This is a genomic window from Microbacterium protaetiae, from assembly GCF_004135285.1.
Lineage (GTDB): Bacteria > Actinomycetota > Actinomycetes > Actinomycetales > Microbacteriaceae > Microbacterium > Microbacterium protaetiae.
This window is the reverse complement of record NZ_CP035494.1, coordinates 3618136-3633770: the sequence shown is the minus strand read 5'-3', so window position 1 is coordinate 3633770 and position 15635 is coordinate 3618136. Positions and strand designations below refer to the sequence as shown.

Sequence of the window (15635 nt, the reverse complement as noted above, 5' to 3'; positions counted from 1 at the left end):
CGTGGGCGTGGCGTATGCGTTCGAGACGCGCTGGTCTCTGCCGGCGGAGCCTTCGCGCTGCTGGCAGGAACTGGAGCGGATGCTGCGCGAGGGCGCCGTTGCATGGTGGCCGGGAGTGCGCGTCGAACCCGCACCGGTGATCGCTCGGCCCGGCGCCGCATGCACCCTCGTGGTGCGCAGTCCGCTGGGATATCGACTGCGAACGCGGGTGCGGATCACGGCTGTCGACGCAGGCCGTCGCCTGGCGGCGGACGCCGACGGAGACCTGAGCGGCCGCGGCTCGATCGACGTGTGGGCGGTGGAGGCAGGCTGCATTCTGCACTTCCGCTGGGATGTCACGACGCGGCGGCCATGGATGAACGCGCTGGCACCGTTCCTGCACCCGATGTTCAGAGCCGCGCACGATCGGGTCATGGTGCGCGGCGAGCGAGGGCTGCGCGCGGTGCTCGCCGGCTGAGCTTCGGAGCCCCGAAATGCTGGCAATCACGCAGTTCGGCCGGGTGTGACATCCATGGCCCGATAGCCTCGAACATCGTGACCGAACCCACTTCACGCGACCGCAGGCGGTGGGCGCAGTATCTCGTCAACGAACGGGCAGAGGCGCGCGTCTACCGCGAACTGGCCGAGCGCAAGGTCGGCCACGAGCACGACATCCTGCGCTCGCTCGCCGACGCCGAAGGACGACACGAAGCGCACTGGCTGGAGCTGCTGGGCGGCGAGCCCGCCTCGCTGCCGCGCGCGTCCACGCGCACCCGGATGCTCGGGTGGATGGCCCGTCACTTCGGCTCGATCTTCGTGCTCGCGCTGGCGCAGAACGCCGAAGGGCGCTCGCCGTATGACGACGACCCGCACGCGACGGCGGCGATGGCCGCTGACGAGAAGGTGCATCAGGAGGTCGTTCGTGGCCTCGCCGCCCGTGGGCGTCGCCGCCTGTCGGGGGGCTTCCGCGCCGCGGTGTTCGGTGCGAACGACGGGCTCGTCTCGAACCTGGCGCTGGTGATGGGCATCGGTGCGGCCGGTGCGCCACCGCAGTTCGTGCTCTTCAGCGGCATCGCGGGGCTTCTGGCCGGTGCGCTGTCGATGGGGGCCGGTGAGTTCGTCTCGGTACGCTCGCAGCGCGAGATGCTCGATGCCACCGAACCGGGGGAGTTCGCCGCCGGCATCCTTCCCGACCTCGACCTCGACGCCAACGAGTTGGCGCTCGTCTACCGCACGCGCGGGATGGGTGCCGACGACGCCCTCGCACGCGCCGAACGCGTGCTCGAGCGTGCGCGCCGTGCCGACGCCGCGGCGCCGAACACCGACCCGGTCTCGGTCGGCGACGACCACGACGTGGTCGGCAGCGCATGGCGGGCGGCGCTGTTCAGCTTCCTCTGTTTCGCCTCGGGCGCGATCATCCCCGTGCTGCCGTGGATTTTCACGATGTCGGGGCTGCCCGCGGTGATCCTCGCGCTCGTGCTCGTCGGACTCGCCCTGCTGGGCACCGGCGCCATGGTGGGACTGCTCTCGGGGGCCTCCCCACTGCGTCGGGCGCTGCGCCAACTGCTGATCGGCTACGGAGCAGCTGCGGTGACCTATCTGCTCGGCCTGCTGTTCGGGGTCAGCCTGGGCTGAGCTGCCGCCGAAAGAACGCCGGCGCGCCGCGCTCTCCTGCCTTCAGGTATACTGAAGCAGGCATCAGTAATACTGAAGGTAGGGAGGTGTGATGACCGTTCTGAGCGATCCCCTCATCGCCGCGCCCACACGGCGCGACTGGCTGGGTCTTGCCACCCTTGCCGCGGGACTCGGGATGATAGTGCTCGACGGCACCATCGTGGGGGTGGCGCTGCCCGACATGATCGAGCCGCTGCACCTCACCCTCACCGATGCGCAGTGGGTCAGCAGCCTGTACGCGGCGATCCTGGCGGCGTTGCTGCTGTCGGCGGGGCGCCTCGCCGATCGGTGGGGACGCAAGCGGCTCTTCCTCATCGGCGTCGTCGTCTTCGTGGCGGGGAGTGCGGTGGCCGCGGCATCCCTCACCGGCAGTGCGCTCATCGCGGCCCGTGCCGTACAGGCCCTCGGGGCCGCGCTCATCCTGCCCACGACCCTCTCCAGCGTCAACGCGATCTTCCGCGGGAAGCACCGGGCGGCCGCCTTCGGCGTGTGGGGCGCCGTGATCTCCGGTGCCGCGGCGATCGGACCTCTGGCCGGCGGCGCCCTGACTCAGTACGCGTCGTGGCCGTGGATCTTCCTGGTGAACGTGCCGCTGGGCGCGGTCATCTTCATCGTGGCGATCTTCACCGTGCGCGAGACCAGCGAGCGCGCGGGCGGCGGCGGCATCGACCTGGTCGGTGCGGTGCTGTCGGCCGTCGGCTTTGCGGCGCTCGTGTTCGTCGTCATCGAGGGGCCCGATCTGGGGTGGTGGCGGCCGCTGCAGGACTTTCCGATCCTCGGCCTCGTGTGGCCGCACACGGCGCCGGTGTCGATCGTCGTGCCGCTGGCCGTCATCGGCGCTCTGGGCGTGGGCGGGTTCGTGTGGTGGGAGCTGCGCCGTGCTCGCGCCGGCGGTACCGTGCTGCTCGATCTCTCACTGTTCCGCCTACCGACCTTCAGCTGGGGCAACCTCACGGCCGGCACCATCGCCGTCGGCGAGTTCGCCATCGTGTTCGTGCTGCCGCTGTTCCTGGTCAACGCGCGGGGACTCGATGTCATGCAGGCGGGGCTCGTGCTGGCCGCGATGGCCGTCGGGGCGTTCGTCTCGGGCGCCGCGGCCCGGCACCTTTCCGCGCGCCTGGGAGCGCCCGGGGTCGTGGTCCTCGGCCTTGTGCTGGAGGTTGTCGGCATCGGCATCGTGGCCATGGTGGTGGCACCGGATGCCGCGGCCTGGCTCATCGCGGTGCCGTTGACCGTGTACGGCCTCGGGCTGGGACTGGCCTCGGCGCAGCTGACCGGCACGGTGCTGCATGACGTGCCACGGAATCAGTCGGGGCAGGGATCGGCCACGCAGAGCACCGTGCGCCAGGTCGGCAGCGCCCTGGGAACGGCGCTCTCGGGCGCGGCGCTGTCGGTTGCGCTCGCCATCACGCTGCCGGCGTCGACGGAGGGCATGCGAGGCGCCGACGCCGTGGTGGCGGCGACGCGGTCGAGCGCCGGCGCGACGATAGCGCAACTGCGCGTCCAGCATTCCGATGCGCTCGTGGCGGCGCTGTCGGCGGGGTTCGCCGACGCGACGCGCGTGTCGCTGCTGGTCGCAGCGGTGTTCCTCGTGTTGGGCCTGGTCGGCGCCCTGCGCGTGCGCGCCGTGGCGCGGCATCCCGCCCCCTGACATCGCGGAGCGTGTAAGAGTAGACCGGTGACGGTCTACCTGGATCACGCGGCGACAACGCCGCTGCGAGACGAGGCGCGCGATGCGTGGCTGGATGCCGCGGCGCGGTGCGGCAACGCGTCGTCGATCCACCGCGCCGGGCAGGATGCGCGCCGGCTGCTCGAAGAATCGCGGGAGCGCCTGGCCGCCGTGCTCGACTGCGACCCCATCGAAGTCGTGTTCACCTCCGGTGGCACCGAGTCGATCAACACGGCGCTGAAGGGGCTGTGGTGGGCGCGCGCCGACGGCACCGACGCCATGGTGCTGCCCGACGGCGAACATCACGCCACTCTCGACACGGTGCAGTGGCTGCACGACCATGAGCACGCCCCCGTGCGCGCGGTGGCGTTGGATGCCGCAGGCAGAGTCCCCGCCGAGGCGTTCGCCGACGCGCTGCCCGGCGCCGCCGTCGCAACGGCGCTGGTCGCCAACAACGAGGTCGGCACGATCAACGACGCCGACGCGCTGGCCCACGCGGCGTCGCAGGCCGGCGTGCCGCTGCACCTGGACGCGGTGGCGGCGTTCGGGCACATCCCCGTCGCGTTCCGCGCGTGGCGCGGCGACGCACGGGGGCAGAGTGGTCTCTGCGCGCTGAGTGTGTCTGCACACAAGATCGGCGGGCCGGTCGGCGTGGGCGCGCTCGTGGTCTCACGCCACGCCGCCCCGACGGCGCTGCTGCAGGGCGGCGGGCAGCAGCGGTCGTTGCGCAGCGGCACCCAGGATGTCGCGGGCGCCGCGGCGTTCGCGGTGGCGGCCGAGTGCGCCTGGGCCGAACGTGACGCTGAGGCGGCACGACTGGCCGCGCTGCGCGATCGGCTGGTTCGCGGCATCCGCGCGTCTGTCGACGATGCGCAACTGCTCGGTGACCCGCATGATCGGCTGCCGGGCAATGCGCACGTGCTCTTTCCCGGCGCGCTGGGCGAGACACTGCTGTTCCTGCTGGATCGCGCCGACGTGTGCGCGTCGACCGGATCGGCCTGTCAAGCGGGGATTCCCGAGCCCTCGCACGTGGTCACGGCGATCGGGCGGTCGGATGCCGAAGCCCGGCAGGTGCTGCGTTTCACGCTCGGGCGCACCTCGACCGAGGGCGACATCGACGCGCTGCTGGCTGTGCTGCCGCAGGTGGTCGAGCGGGCGAGGGCCTCGTCCGGCCCCCGTTCAGTGTCGCGCTCGTAGACTGGAGCCCATGCGAATTCTGGCGGCGATGAGCGGTGGTGTCGACTCAGCCGTCGCGGCGGCGAGGGCCGTGGAGGCGGGGCACGAGGTCGTCGGGGTGCACCTGGCGCTCTCGCGCGCGGGCGGAACGCTGCGCACGGGAAGTCGCGGCTGCTGCACGATCGAAGACGCCATGGACGCCCGTCGCGTCGCCGACATCCTGGGCATCCCGTTCTATGTGTGGGACTTCTCCGAGCGGTTCCGGCAAGACGTCGTCGACGACTTCATCGCCGAGTACCAGGCCGGCCGCACCCCCAATCCGTGCATGCGCTGCAACCAGCACATCAAGTTCGCAGCTCTTCTGGAGCGCGGGCTTGAACTGGGCTACGACGCCGTGTGCACCGGGCACTACGCCAAGCTCGTCGATGGGCCGGACGGCCGCGAGCTGCACCGTGCATCGGAGGCGGCCAAGGATCAGTCCTACGTGCTGGGCGTGCTCACCGCGGAGCAACTCGCGCACACCTACTTTCCGCTGGGCGACACCCCCTCGAAGGCGCTCGTGCGTGCCGAGGCCGAGCGCCGGGGTTTCTCCGTCGCCAAAAAGCCCGACAGCTACGACATCTGCTTCATCCCCGACGGCGACACCCGTGGCTGGCTGGCCGACAAGGTCGGCGAAGCCGACGGCGAGGTCGTCGATCGCAGCGGGGCAGTGGTCGGCACGCATCATGGCGCGCACGCGTATACGGTCGGGCAGCGCCGCGGCCTGCAGCTGGGCGTTCCCGCGCCCGACGGCAAGCCCCGCTTCGTGCTCGAGGTGCAGCCGGTGACCAACACCGTCGTGGTCGGACCCAAAGAGGCCTTGGCCACCGCCGAGATCGCCGGCGAGCGGTTCAGCTGGGCTGGACGGGCGCAGTCCGAGGGCGAGTTCGCGTGTGAGGTGCAGATCCGCGCGCATGCCGACCCGGTACCGGCCCAGGCGTGGTTCGTCGACGGCACGGTGAGAGTGCGACCCGAGCATCCTTTCGACGGCGTCGCTCCCGGCCAGACCGCTGTGCTGTACGAGGGCACGCGGGTGATCGGGCAGTTCACGATCGATCGGACCGTGTCAGCGGTGCCCGTCCCCGAGAGTGTCGGCGCCCGATCCTAGACTGAGCGGGTGGCAGACGATCAGCTGACCCTCGACCAGGCGCGCGACGAGGCCAACGGCCTCATCGATCGCATCATTCAGGCACGCGACGCGTACTACGGGCGCGACGCCGAGATCGTCGACGATGCGACGTACGACGGGTGGATGCGGCGGCTCGAGGCTATCGAGCGGCTGTATCCCGAGCTGCAAGGCCAGGACTCGCCGACGCTGACGGTGGGGGCGGCCGAGAACACGCCGTTCGCCCCCGTCGAGCACGCCGAGCGGATGCTGAGCCTCGACAACGTCTTCTCACCCGATGAGTTGAGAGATTGGTGCGTGAAGGCAGAGGCCGGCGCGGGGCGGAAGGTGCGTTGGCTCACCGAGCTGAAGATCGACGGACTCGCGATCAGCCTGCGCTACGAGCACGGCCGGCTCACGTCGGCGGCGACCCGCGGCGACGGACGCGTCGGCGAAGACATCACGATGAACGCCGTGCGGGTGCACGGCATCCCCGACCGGCTCGCCGGGTCGGGGCATCCCGCCCTCGTCGAAGTGCGCGGCGAGGTGTTCATCCCCGTCGCCGCCTTTGAAGAGCTCAACGCTTTCCAAGGCGAACTGCGCGAGCGGGTGGTCGCCGATGCACGCGAGAAACCACGGTTCGACGAGCAGAAGGCGCTGGCCAGTGCGCAGCGGCGCTTTCCGGCGTTCGCGAATCCGCGCAACGCCGCCAGCGGCGGGCTGCGGCAACAGCTGGAGAAGAAGGACGGGCTCGAGCTCGAGTCGGGGCAGCTGCGCCTGAACTCGCTGCGGTTGCTCGTGCACGGGATCGGAGCGTGGCCCGACCCGCCGGTCTCGTCGCAGAGCGAAGTGTATGAATTGCTCGCCGAGTGGGGGTTGCCCACCAGCCCGTACTATCGCACCACCGAGGCGATCGACGGCGTGCTCGACTATGTCGCGTATTACGGTGAGCACCGGCACGATGTCGAGCACGAGCTCGATGGCATCGTCGTCAAGGTCGATGAACTCGCGCTGCACGACGAGCTGGGCGCCACCAGCCGTGCACCGCGCTGGGCGATCGCCTACAAGTACCCGCCCGAGCAGGTGAACACGAAGCTGCTCGACATCGTCGTGTCGGTGGGTCGCACCGGGCGGGCGACGCCCTATGCGGTGATGGCGCCGGCGCGCGTCGCCGGTTCGGTCGTGCGCCAGGCGACGCTGCACAATCAAGACGTCGTCAAGGCCAAGGGCGTGCTCATCGGCGACACCGTCGTGCTGCGCAAGGCGGGGGATGTCATCCCCGAGGTGCTGGGACCGGTCGTCGAACTGCGCGACGGCAGCGAGCGTGCCTTCGTCATGCCCGAGCGGTGTCCCGAGTGCGGGTCACCGCTGCGCCCGGCGAAGGAGGGCGACATCGACCTGCGGTGCCCGAACGCCCGATCGTGCCCGGCGCAGGTGCGCGGGCGCGTCGAGCACATCGGCTCGCGCGGGGCGCTCGACATCGAGGTGCTGGGCGAGGTGACCGCCGCAGCATTGACACAGGCCGAAGCGCCGGCGGTCGCGCCGCTCGACACTGAAGCGGGGCTTTTCGATCTGACGCTCGACGAGCTCGTGCCGATCTCTGTGGTTGTGCGCGACGCCGAGACAGGGCTGCCGAAGGAAGACGACGACGGCGTCGTCAAGACACGGTCGCCCTTCCGGCGTAATCCGAGCGCTGCAGAGCGGAAGGAGGGACTCGAGGGTCCGCAGCCGTCGGCCGCGGCCGTGAAGCTGCTCGCCGAGCTCGAGAAGGCCAAAACGAAGGAGCTGTGGCGGCTGCTGGTCGCCCTGAACATCCGCCACGTCGGCCCGGTGGCCGCACGTGCGCTGGCCCAGTGGTTCGGGTCGCTGGATGCCATCCGTGCGGCCTCGCGTGAGGAGCTGGCGGCGGTCGAGGGCGTCGGCGGGATCATCGCCGATTCGCTGTTGGACTGGTTCGATGTCGACTGGCACCGCGAGATCGTCGAGCGGTGGACGGCGGCCGGTGTGCAATGGGTGATTCCGGGCCATCCTGGGCCGGGCGCGGCATCGGCCGGGGGAGTGCTCGAGGGGTTGACCATCGTCGCGACGGGATCGCTGGAGGGTTACACCCGCGAGGGCGCGCAGGAGGCCATCATCGCCGCGGGTGGCAAGGCGGCATCCTCCGTCTCGAAGAAGACCGACTTCGTCGCCGCCGGCCCGGGCGCAGGCTCAAAGCTTGCGAAGGCCGAAGACCTCGGCGTGCGCATCATCGATGCTGCGCAGTTCAAGGTCCTCGTCGAGCAGGGGCCGGATGCTCTGGAATCGCCGGATGCCTGATCGGGTGGACTGTGCGGAACGATCCCTGCATGGTCCGGTCAGCCGACAGCTGTGCTACAGGCGGCTACACAGAGCTACGATGAGGAGATGGCTGAGGTACCTGTCCGAGAACTGCGCAACGACACCGCCGGCGTGCTCAGGCGCGCTCAGGCGGGGGAAGACATCGTGATCACGGTGCATGGAAACCCCGCGGTCAGGCTCATTCCGGCCGCCCCCGAGCGGCGGCGCGTCATACCGCGTGAAGAGCTCTTCGCCTGGCTGCTCAAACATCAAGCAGATCCTGGTCTTCGCGACGAACTCCGAGAGCTGGCGGGTGAGATGACCGACGAGGCGGACATCGTATGAGCGACGAATCCATCGGAGTCGTTGACACCTCGATCATGATCGGCTTCGAATCGGGCCGCGAGATCGACTTTGAGAAGATCCCCGTCGGCATGGTCTCGACTGTGATCACACAGGCTGAGCTCGAAGCCGGGGTTCTCTCGACGGACGACTCGCAAGCTCGATCGCGCCGCCTCGAGACCCTTGAGAAACTCAGTGAGATGCGCGTTCTCGCCGTGACGAGGGAAGCGGCTCATCATTGGGCACGACTGCGACTGTTCCTCCGGGATACGGGGCGGAACATGCAGGTCAACGACCTGTGGATCGCCGCGATCGCCGTCGCGAACGAGCTGCCGATCGTGACGCAGGATGCCGACTTCGACGCGCTGGAAGGCGCGAAGGGCGTCACCGTCATCCGCGTCTGAACCGGCAGCCCACACTCAGACCTTGTGGCGCGGCTTGCGCGGCGGGCGGTCGTCGCCGTCGTCGGGCCGGCGCCGGTGCGGCGCCCCGCGGTCAGGCTTCATCTGGATGAGACGGCCTGAGATGCGGGTGCCGCTGAGCTTGTCGAGCACGCCCGGGTCGAGGGTTGCGGGAAGCTCAACGATCGAGAAGTCGGGTTTGATCGTGATGACGCCGAAGTCGTCGCGGCGCAGGCCGCCCTCGTTGGCCAGCGCGCCCACGATCTGGCGGGGCTCGACACGGTGCCGTCGGCCGACCTCGATGCGGTACGGGGCATAATCCCCGCGGCCGCGTCGCGGTTCCCGCGTACCCCGTTCGGCGCGGGCACCGCGATCCTTCTGCGGCCGGTTCACGGCGTCGACCGATACCGCCAGCGGGTCGTTCTCGGGATCCAGAAGGAGAGGCGTCTCACCTTGCGCGACGATCGCGAGTGCGGCTGCGACATCCGATTCGGGAACATCGTGGTGGCGCACATAGTGGTCGATGATGTCGCGGAACGCCTCGATGCGCCCGGTCGCCTCCAGTGCCGCGGTGATGGCGTCATCGAAGCGTGCGAGACGGGTCGTGTTGACGTCGTCGGTGGTCGGCAGCTTCATCTGGGCGGGCTTCTGGCGCGTGGCCTTCTCGATGTGCCCCAGCAGATATCGCTCGCGCGGGGTGATGAAACTTATCGCATCGCCCGAGCGGCCCGCGCGTCCGGTGCGCCCGATGCGGTGCACATATGACTCGGTGTCGGTGGGGATGTCGAAGTTGATCACATGGCTGATGCGCTCGACATCCAGACCGCGTGCGGCGACGTCGGTCGCGACCAGAATGTCGAGCTTGCCGGCCTTGAGCTGGTTCACCGAGCGCTCGCGCTGCGCTTGGGCCACGTCGCCGCTGATGGCGGCAGCCGAGTATCCGCGGGCGCGCAGCTTTTCGGCGAGAGTCTCGGTCTCGTTCTTCGTGCGCACGAAGACGATGACCCCGTCGAAATTCTCGACTTCGAGAATGCGGGTGAGGGCATCCACCTTCTGCGCGTACGAGACGACGAGGTACCGCTGCGTGATGTTCTGGTTGGTCGTGGTCTTCGTCTTGATCGCGACCTCTTCGGGGTCGCGCAGGTACTTCTGGGCGAGACGGCGGATCGCGGCAGGCATCGTGGCCGAGAACAGGGCGACCTGCTTGTCGGCGGGCGTCTGCGCGAGAATCTGCTCGACGTCTTCGGCGAAGCCCATCTTGAGCATCTCGTCGGCCTCATCGAGCACCAGGTACTTCAGCTCGGACAGATCGAGCGTGCCTTTGGCCTGGTGGTCCATGATGCGGCCGGGCGTTCCCACGACGATGTGCACGCCACGGCGCAGCGCCGACAACTGCACGCCATAGGCCTGCCCGCCGTAGACGGGAAGCACGTGCACGCCCTTCATGCGACCGGCATACGACTCGAACGCCTCACACACCTGCAGAGCCAGCTCGCGGGTCGGGGCGAGCACGAGGGCCTGCGGTGTCTTCTGCGACAGGTCGAGCCGCTCGAGTACGGGGAGAGCGAAGGCCGCGGTCTTGCCCGTTCCGGTCTGCGCAGTGCCCAGCACATCGCGGCCCTCGAGAAGCAGCGGAATCGTGGCCGCCTGAATCGCCGACGGCGTCTCGTAGCCCAGATCGTGCACGGCGGCCAGCACCGGGCCCGTGACGCCGAGATCGGCGAAACCCGGTGCCTGTTGCTCTTCGGGTGTGGCCTCTGCCGTCTCGGTCGCGCCGCTGTCGGCGGCATCCATTGTGTCGGTCATTGTCCGGCTCCTGTCAGGTTCAGCAGTTTCTCGCGCACCTGGCGGCGCAGCACCTTGCCGATCAGCGATTTCGGCAGCTCGTCGACGACGAACACCCGCCGCGGCACTTTGTAGGGGGTGAGGATGCTGCGCGCGAACTCACGGATGGCATCGACATCGGGTTCTGCCACACCGGGGGCGAGCACGACCGCGGCAACGACCTCTTCGCCGGAGTGTTCGCTGGGCAGCCCGACCACGGCGACATCGTCGACATCGGGGTGCTGGCGCAGTGCGTTCTCGACCTCGGTGGGGGCCACGTTGAAACCGCCCGTGATGATGAGCTCTTTGATGCGGTCGACGATGCGCACGAAGCCGCCCTCATCGATCGTGACGATGTCGCCGGTGCGGTACCAGCCGTCGACGAACACCTCTTCGGTGGCCTCGGGCTTGCCGTAGTAGCCGCTGAACACCTGAGGACCGCGCACGACGAGTTCGCCGGGTTCGCCCGGCGCGACATCCTTGGTCGGCTCCTCCGGGTCGACGACGCGGCATTCGGTGCCCGGCAAGGGCAGGCCGACGGTGCCCGGCACGCGATTGTCGGCGACGGGATTGGCCATCAGCACAGGCGAGCACTCCGAGAGGCCGTAGCCCTCGACGAGATACCCGCCCGACGCCTTCTCGAACGGCACGACGAGTTCATGGGGGAGCGCCATAGCGCCCGAGATGGCTATGTCGGTGCCCTGCAGCGACACACCCTTCTCTTGCGCCGCCTTCAGCAGGCGATCGGCGATCGGAGGCACCAGCGGCAGGAACGTCGCCGGATGCTTCTTGGTGACATCCAGCACCATGTCGGGGTCGAACTTCGGGAACAGCACCAGTCGCGCGCCCATAGACATCGCGAACGTCAGGCACAAGGTCAGGCCGTATGCGTGGAACATCGGCAGCACGGCATAGACGACGCATCCATTCCCGCGCACGATCTGCGGCACCCACGCCCGCGCCTGCGCCGCGTTGGCGAGCAGATTGCGGTGCGTCAGTGCGGCGCCCTTGGGGGTGCCGGTCGTACCGCTCGTGTACTGGATGATCGCCAGATCGTCGGTGGCGGGTTTCGGGTGGCCTGCCGGCAGGGGATCGGAGCCGACGATCTGCTCCCACGGGATCGTGCCCGAGACACGGCTGTAGAGCGCATCGCGCGATTCACGGGCCTTCGCGATCGGAAGCTTCAGTGCCACTCGGGTGGCCAGCGGCATCGCCTTGACGACGTCGACGGAGATGAGGTTGGTCACGGCGAGGTCGGCGGGGAACTCCTGCACGGTCTCGACGACCTTCGTCCACACGATCGCGGTCTTCGCGCCGTGGTCTTCGAACTGCTTGCGCAGCTCTCGTGGGGTGTAGAGCGGATTGTGTTCGATCGCGACGGCACCCAGCCGCAGCACCGCGTAGAACGCGACGATGTGCTGCGGACAGTTCGGCAGCACTATCGCGACGGTGTCGCCGGCGCCGACACCGCGTGCCTTCAGTCCGGCAGCCGCGCGATCGATCTGCTCCTGCAGCTGGCGGTACGTCGTCTCACGTCCGAAGAACTGCAGAGCAGGGGCATCGGGGTAGTCCCGTGCGGATGCCGCGACGATGTCGACGAGCGAACCGCTGACGGGCTCGAGGTCGATGGGAACGCCGTCGGCGTAGCTCGCGGTCCATGGGCGCGGCGGATCGAACGTCGTCATTGTGCCAGCCTACGCGTCAGGGCATCAGGCACCATGGCGGATGAGGGCGATTCGCACCCCGCCGGGAGAGGCATCTGCGCGCCCGTAGACTGGAGGGGTGTCTGAAATCACCCCCGATCTCGTGCGCCATCTCGGTGTGCTCGCGCGCATCCAACTGAGCGACGAGGAGGTCGAGCGGCTCACCGGTCAGCTCGACGTCATCGTCGACAACATCGCGAAGGTGTCTCAGGTCGCCACCCCCGATGTGGTGGCCACGAGCCACCCGATCCCGCTGCAGAACGTTTTCCGGCCCGATGAGGTGGGCGAAACGCTCACCCGCGAGCAGGCACTGCACAACGCGCCCGATGCCGCAGACGGCCGATTCCGCGTCACCGCGATTCTGGGGGAGGAACAGTGAGCGACATCACCCGCCTGACAGCTGCGGCGCTCGCCGACAAGCTCGCCAGTGGCGAGGTCTCGTCGGTCGAGGTCACGCAGGCGCACCTGGATCGCATCGCCGCCGTCGACGGCGACGTGCACGCGTTCCTGCACGTGAACGAGAAGGCCCTGGATGCCGCCGCCGACATCGATCGCCGACGCGCGGCCGGCGAGCAGCTCGGCCCGATCGCCGGTGTTCCGCTGGCGGTGAAGGACGTGCTGGTCACCACCGACATGCCCTCCACGAGCGGATCCAAGATCCTCGAGGGCTACATGTCGCCGTTCGATGCGACCGTCGTCGCCCGAGCGCGCCAGGCGGGACTCATCCCGCTCGGCAAGACCAACATGGACGAGTTCGCGATGGGCTCGTCCACCGAGCACTCCGCCTACGGCCCGACGCACAATCCGTGGGACCTCGAGCGCATTCCCGGCGGCTCGGGGGGTGGCTCGGCCGCGGCCGTTGCGGCGTTCGAGGCGCCGCTCGCGCTCGGCTCCGACACCGGCGGGTCGATCCGCCAGCCCGCGCACGTCACCGGCACGGTGGGGCTGAAGCCCACCTACGGGGGAGTGAGCCGCTACGGCGCGATAGCCCTCGCATCATCGCTCGACCAGGTCGGCCCGGTCACCCGCACGGTGCTCGACGCCGGACTGCTGCACGACGTGATCGGCGGGCACGACCCGCACGATTCCACGTCGCTGACCGATGCCTGGCCGTCGTTCGCCGATGCCGCCCGCGAGGGCGCGCGCGGTGACGTGCTGAAGGGGCTGAAGATCGGGGTGATCACCGAGCTGCCCGACAGCGGCTTCCAGACCGGCGTGGCCTCCTCCTTCCGGGCCACCCTCGACCTGCTGCAGGCGCAGGGCGCCGACATCGTCGAGATCAGCGCCCCGCACTTCGAATACGGCGTCGCCGCTTACTATCTGATCCTGCCGGCGGAGGCCTCCAGCAACCTGGCGAAGTTCGACTCGGTGCGCTTCGGCCTGCGGGTCGACGTTCCCGGCGGCACCGTCGAAGACGTGATGGCGGCCACCCGCGACGCCGGCTTCGGCGACGAGGTCAAACGCCGCATCATCCTGGGCACCTACGCGCTGTCGGCCGGCTATTACGACGCGTACTACGGCTCGGCGCAGAAGGTGCGCACGCTCATCCAGCGCGATTTCGACGAGGCGTTCGGAAAGGTCGACGTCATCGCCACCCCTTCGGCGCCGACCACGGCGTTCAAGATCGGCGAGAAGATCGACGACCCGCTCCAGATGTACCTGAACGACCTGACCACGATCCCGGCGAACCTCGCCGGGGTCCCCGGCATCTCGATTCCCTCAGGATTGGCGTCCGACGACGGCCTTCCGGTCGGCATCCAGTTCCTGGCGCCGGCGCGCGAAGACGCCCGGCTGTACCGTGTGGGCGCGGCGACCGAAGCCGTGCTCGTCGACTCGTGGGGCGGCCCGCTGCTGGATCGCGCCCCCGTTCTGGGAGGGGCACGCTGATGGCTGCGAAGATCATGGACTTCGATCGGGCCCTCGAGCTGTTCGAGCCGGTGCTCGGCTTCGAGGTGCACGTCGAGCTCAACACCGCCACCAAGATGTTCTCTGCCGCGCCGAACTCGTTCGGCCGCGAGCCCAACACCGACCTTGCACCGGTCGATCTGGGTCTTCCCGGATCGATGCCCGTGGTCAACGAGCAGGCCGTGCGTTACTCGATCAGCCTGGGCCTGGCCCTGGGCTGCTCGATCGCCGAGTCGAGCCGCTTCGCGCGCAAGAACTACTTCTACCCCGACCTGGGCAAGAACTACCAGATCTCACAGTACGACGAGCCGATCGCGTACGAGGGCGAGGTCGAGGTCGAGCTCGAAGACGGCACGCTGGTGACGGTGCCGATCGAGCGTGCGCACATGGAAGAGGATGCCGGAAAGCTGACGCACGTCGGTGGGGCGGCCGGTCGCATCCAGGGGGCGGAATACTCCCTGGTCGACTACAACCGTGCCGGCGTGCCGCTGGTCGAGATCGTCACCAAGCCGATCATCGGCGCCGAGCACCGCGCTCCCGAGCTGGGCGCGGCCTATGTGCGCACGATCCGCGACATCGTCCTGTCGCTGGGCATCTCCGACGCCCGCATGGAGCGCGGCAACCTGCGCTGCGACGCGAACGTGTCGTTGCGGCCCCGGGGGCAGCAGAAGCTCGGCACCCGCACCGAGACGAAGAACGTCAACTCGATGCGTTCGGTGCAGCGCGCCGTGCGCTACGAGATCCAGCGTCAGGCGGCGATCCTCGCCGAGGGTGGCACCATCACGCAAGAGACCCGGCACTGGCACGAAGACACCGGCGTCACCTCGGCGGGCCGACCGAAGTCGGATGCCGACGACTACCGGTACTTCCCCGAGCCCGATCTGCTGCCCGTCGTCCCTTCCGCCGAGCTCGTCGAGCAGCTGCGTGCGGCATTGCCTGAGCCGCCCGCCGTACGTCGGCGCCGGCTGAAGACCGAGTGGGGCTTCACCGATCTCGAGTTCCAGGATGTCGCCAACGGTGGCGTGCTCGTCGAGGTCGAGCAGACGATCGCGGCGGGCGCCACGCCGACCGCCGCCCGCAAGTGGTGGACGACCGAGATCCCCCGTCTGGCCAATGCGGCCGGGCGCGAGGCCAGCGAGCTGGTCGAGCCGTCGGCGGTGGCCGAGCTGCAGAAGCTCGTCGACGCCGGCACGCTCACCGACAAGCTCGCTCGGCAGGTGCTCGAGGGCATGGTGGCAGGCGAAGGCACGCCGCAGCAGATCGTGGATGCGCGCGGCCTGGCTGTCGTCTCCGACGATGGCGCGCTGATCGCGGCCATCGATGAAGCGCTGGCCGCGCAGCCCGACGTGCTCGCCAAGATCAAGGACGGCAAGGTGCAGGCCGCCGGCGCGATCATCGGCGCGGTCATGAAGGCGATGCGCGGCCAGGCCGACGCGGCCCGGGTGCGCGAACTCATCCTGGAGCGCGCAGCCGAGTAGCGGCATCCCGCGCGGCCGGCGCAG

Annotated in this window: 13 protein-coding genes; 11 read left to right on the top strand and 2 right to left on the bottom strand. The window is 69.1% G+C overall.

What is annotated here, in order from left to right; translation table 11 throughout:
* Nucleotide 1 precedes the first annotated feature (1 nt).
* The 8 genes from ET475_RS16970 to ET475_RS16935 all read left to right on the top strand — a co-directional run bounded on the left by ET475_RS16970 (nucleotide 2) and on the right by ET475_RS16935 (nucleotide 8704).
* Nucleotides 2-457: an SRPBCC family protein gene (locus ET475_RS16970; RefSeq protein WP_129393017.1), complete on the top strand. Its 456-nt coding sequence runs from the start codon at nucleotides 2-4 to the stop codon at nucleotides 455-457.
* A 77-nt stretch (nucleotides 458-534) separates the two neighbouring features.
* Complete coding sequence (locus ET475_RS16965; RefSeq protein ID WP_242497690.1) at nucleotides 535-1614, top strand: VIT1/CCC1 transporter family protein; 1080 nt, start codon at nucleotides 535-537, stop codon at nucleotides 1612-1614.
* 91 nt (nucleotides 1615-1705) lie between these two features.
* Nucleotides 1706-3304, top strand: a complete 1599-nt coding sequence (locus tag ET475_RS16960; protein ID WP_129393014.1) for a DHA2 family efflux MFS transporter permease subunit — start codon at nucleotides 1706-1708, stop codon at nucleotides 3302-3304.
* 27 nt (nucleotides 3305-3331) lie between these two features.
* Nucleotides 3332-4519 carry a cysteine desulfurase family protein gene (locus ET475_RS16955; protein ID WP_129393011.1) on the top strand — a complete coding sequence of 396 codons (1188 nt, stop codon included), beginning with the start codon at nucleotides 3332-3334 and terminating at the stop codon, nucleotides 4517-4519.
* 10 nt (nucleotides 4520-4529) lie between these two features.
* Complete coding sequence (gene mnmA / locus ET475_RS16950) at nucleotides 4530-5645, top strand: tRNA 2-thiouridine(34) synthase MnmA (RefSeq protein ID WP_129393008.1); 1116 nt, start codon at nucleotides 4530-4532, stop codon at nucleotides 5643-5645.
* Between the two features lie 9 nt (nucleotides 5646-5654).
* Nucleotides 5655-7958 (top strand): NAD-dependent DNA ligase LigA, encoded by a 2304-nt coding sequence (gene ligA, locus ET475_RS16945; RefSeq protein ID WP_129393005.1) that lies wholly within the window; start codon nucleotides 5655-5657, stop codon nucleotides 7956-7958.
* Between the two features lie 87 nt (nucleotides 7959-8045).
* The gene (locus ET475_RS16940) at nucleotides 8046-8303 is read left to right on the top strand and encodes a type II toxin-antitoxin system Phd/YefM family antitoxin (RefSeq protein WP_129393002.1); all 258 of its coding nucleotides are present in this window, start codon (nucleotides 8046-8048) and stop codon (nucleotides 8301-8303) included.
* Nucleotides 8300-8704, top strand: a complete 405-nt coding sequence (locus ET475_RS16935) for a PIN domain-containing protein (protein WP_129392998.1) — start codon at nucleotides 8300-8302, stop codon at nucleotides 8702-8704. Before ET475_RS16940 ends, ET475_RS16935 begins: the two co-directional genes overlap by 4 nt.
* 15 nt (nucleotides 8705-8719) lie before the next feature.
* On the opposite strand, the gene ET475_RS16930 is transcribed toward ET475_RS16935, so the two are convergent.
* On the bottom strand, nucleotides 8720-10495 hold the full coding sequence (locus tag ET475_RS16930) for a DEAD/DEAH box helicase (protein ID WP_422879950.1): 1776 nt from the start codon (nucleotides 10493-10495) through the stop codon (nucleotides 8720-8722).
* 8 nt (nucleotides 10496-10503) lie between these two features.
* Entirely contained in the window at nucleotides 10504-12210 is a 1707-nt protein-coding gene (locus ET475_RS16925) for a long-chain-fatty-acid--CoA ligase (protein WP_129392992.1), read from the bottom strand.
* A gap of 97 nt (nucleotides 12211-12307) precedes the next feature.
* On the opposite strand from ET475_RS16925, the gene gatC reads away from it, so the two are divergent.
* The 3 genes from gatC to gatB are packed head-to-tail and all read left to right on the top strand — an operon-like array spanning nucleotide 12308 to nucleotide 15611.
* Nucleotides 12308-12607 carry an Asp-tRNA(Asn)/Glu-tRNA(Gln) amidotransferase subunit GatC gene (gene gatC, locus ET475_RS16920; protein WP_129392989.1) on the top strand — a complete coding sequence of 100 codons (300 nt, stop codon included), beginning with the start codon at nucleotides 12308-12310 and terminating at the stop codon, nucleotides 12605-12607.
* On the top strand, nucleotides 12604-14115 hold the full coding sequence (gene gatA / locus ET475_RS16915; protein WP_129392986.1) for an Asp-tRNA(Asn)/Glu-tRNA(Gln) amidotransferase subunit GatA: 1512 nt from the start codon (nucleotides 12604-12606) through the stop codon (nucleotides 14113-14115). Before gatC ends, gatA begins: the two co-directional genes overlap by 4 nt.
* Nucleotides 14115-15611 (top strand): Asp-tRNA(Asn)/Glu-tRNA(Gln) amidotransferase subunit GatB, encoded by a 1497-nt coding sequence (gene gatB, locus ET475_RS16910; RefSeq protein ID WP_422879923.1) that lies wholly within the window; start codon nucleotides 14115-14117, stop codon nucleotides 15609-15611. The genes gatA and gatB overlap by 1 nt, the downstream gene beginning before the upstream one ends.
* The last annotated feature ends 24 nt before the right edge of the window (nucleotides 15612-15635 follow it).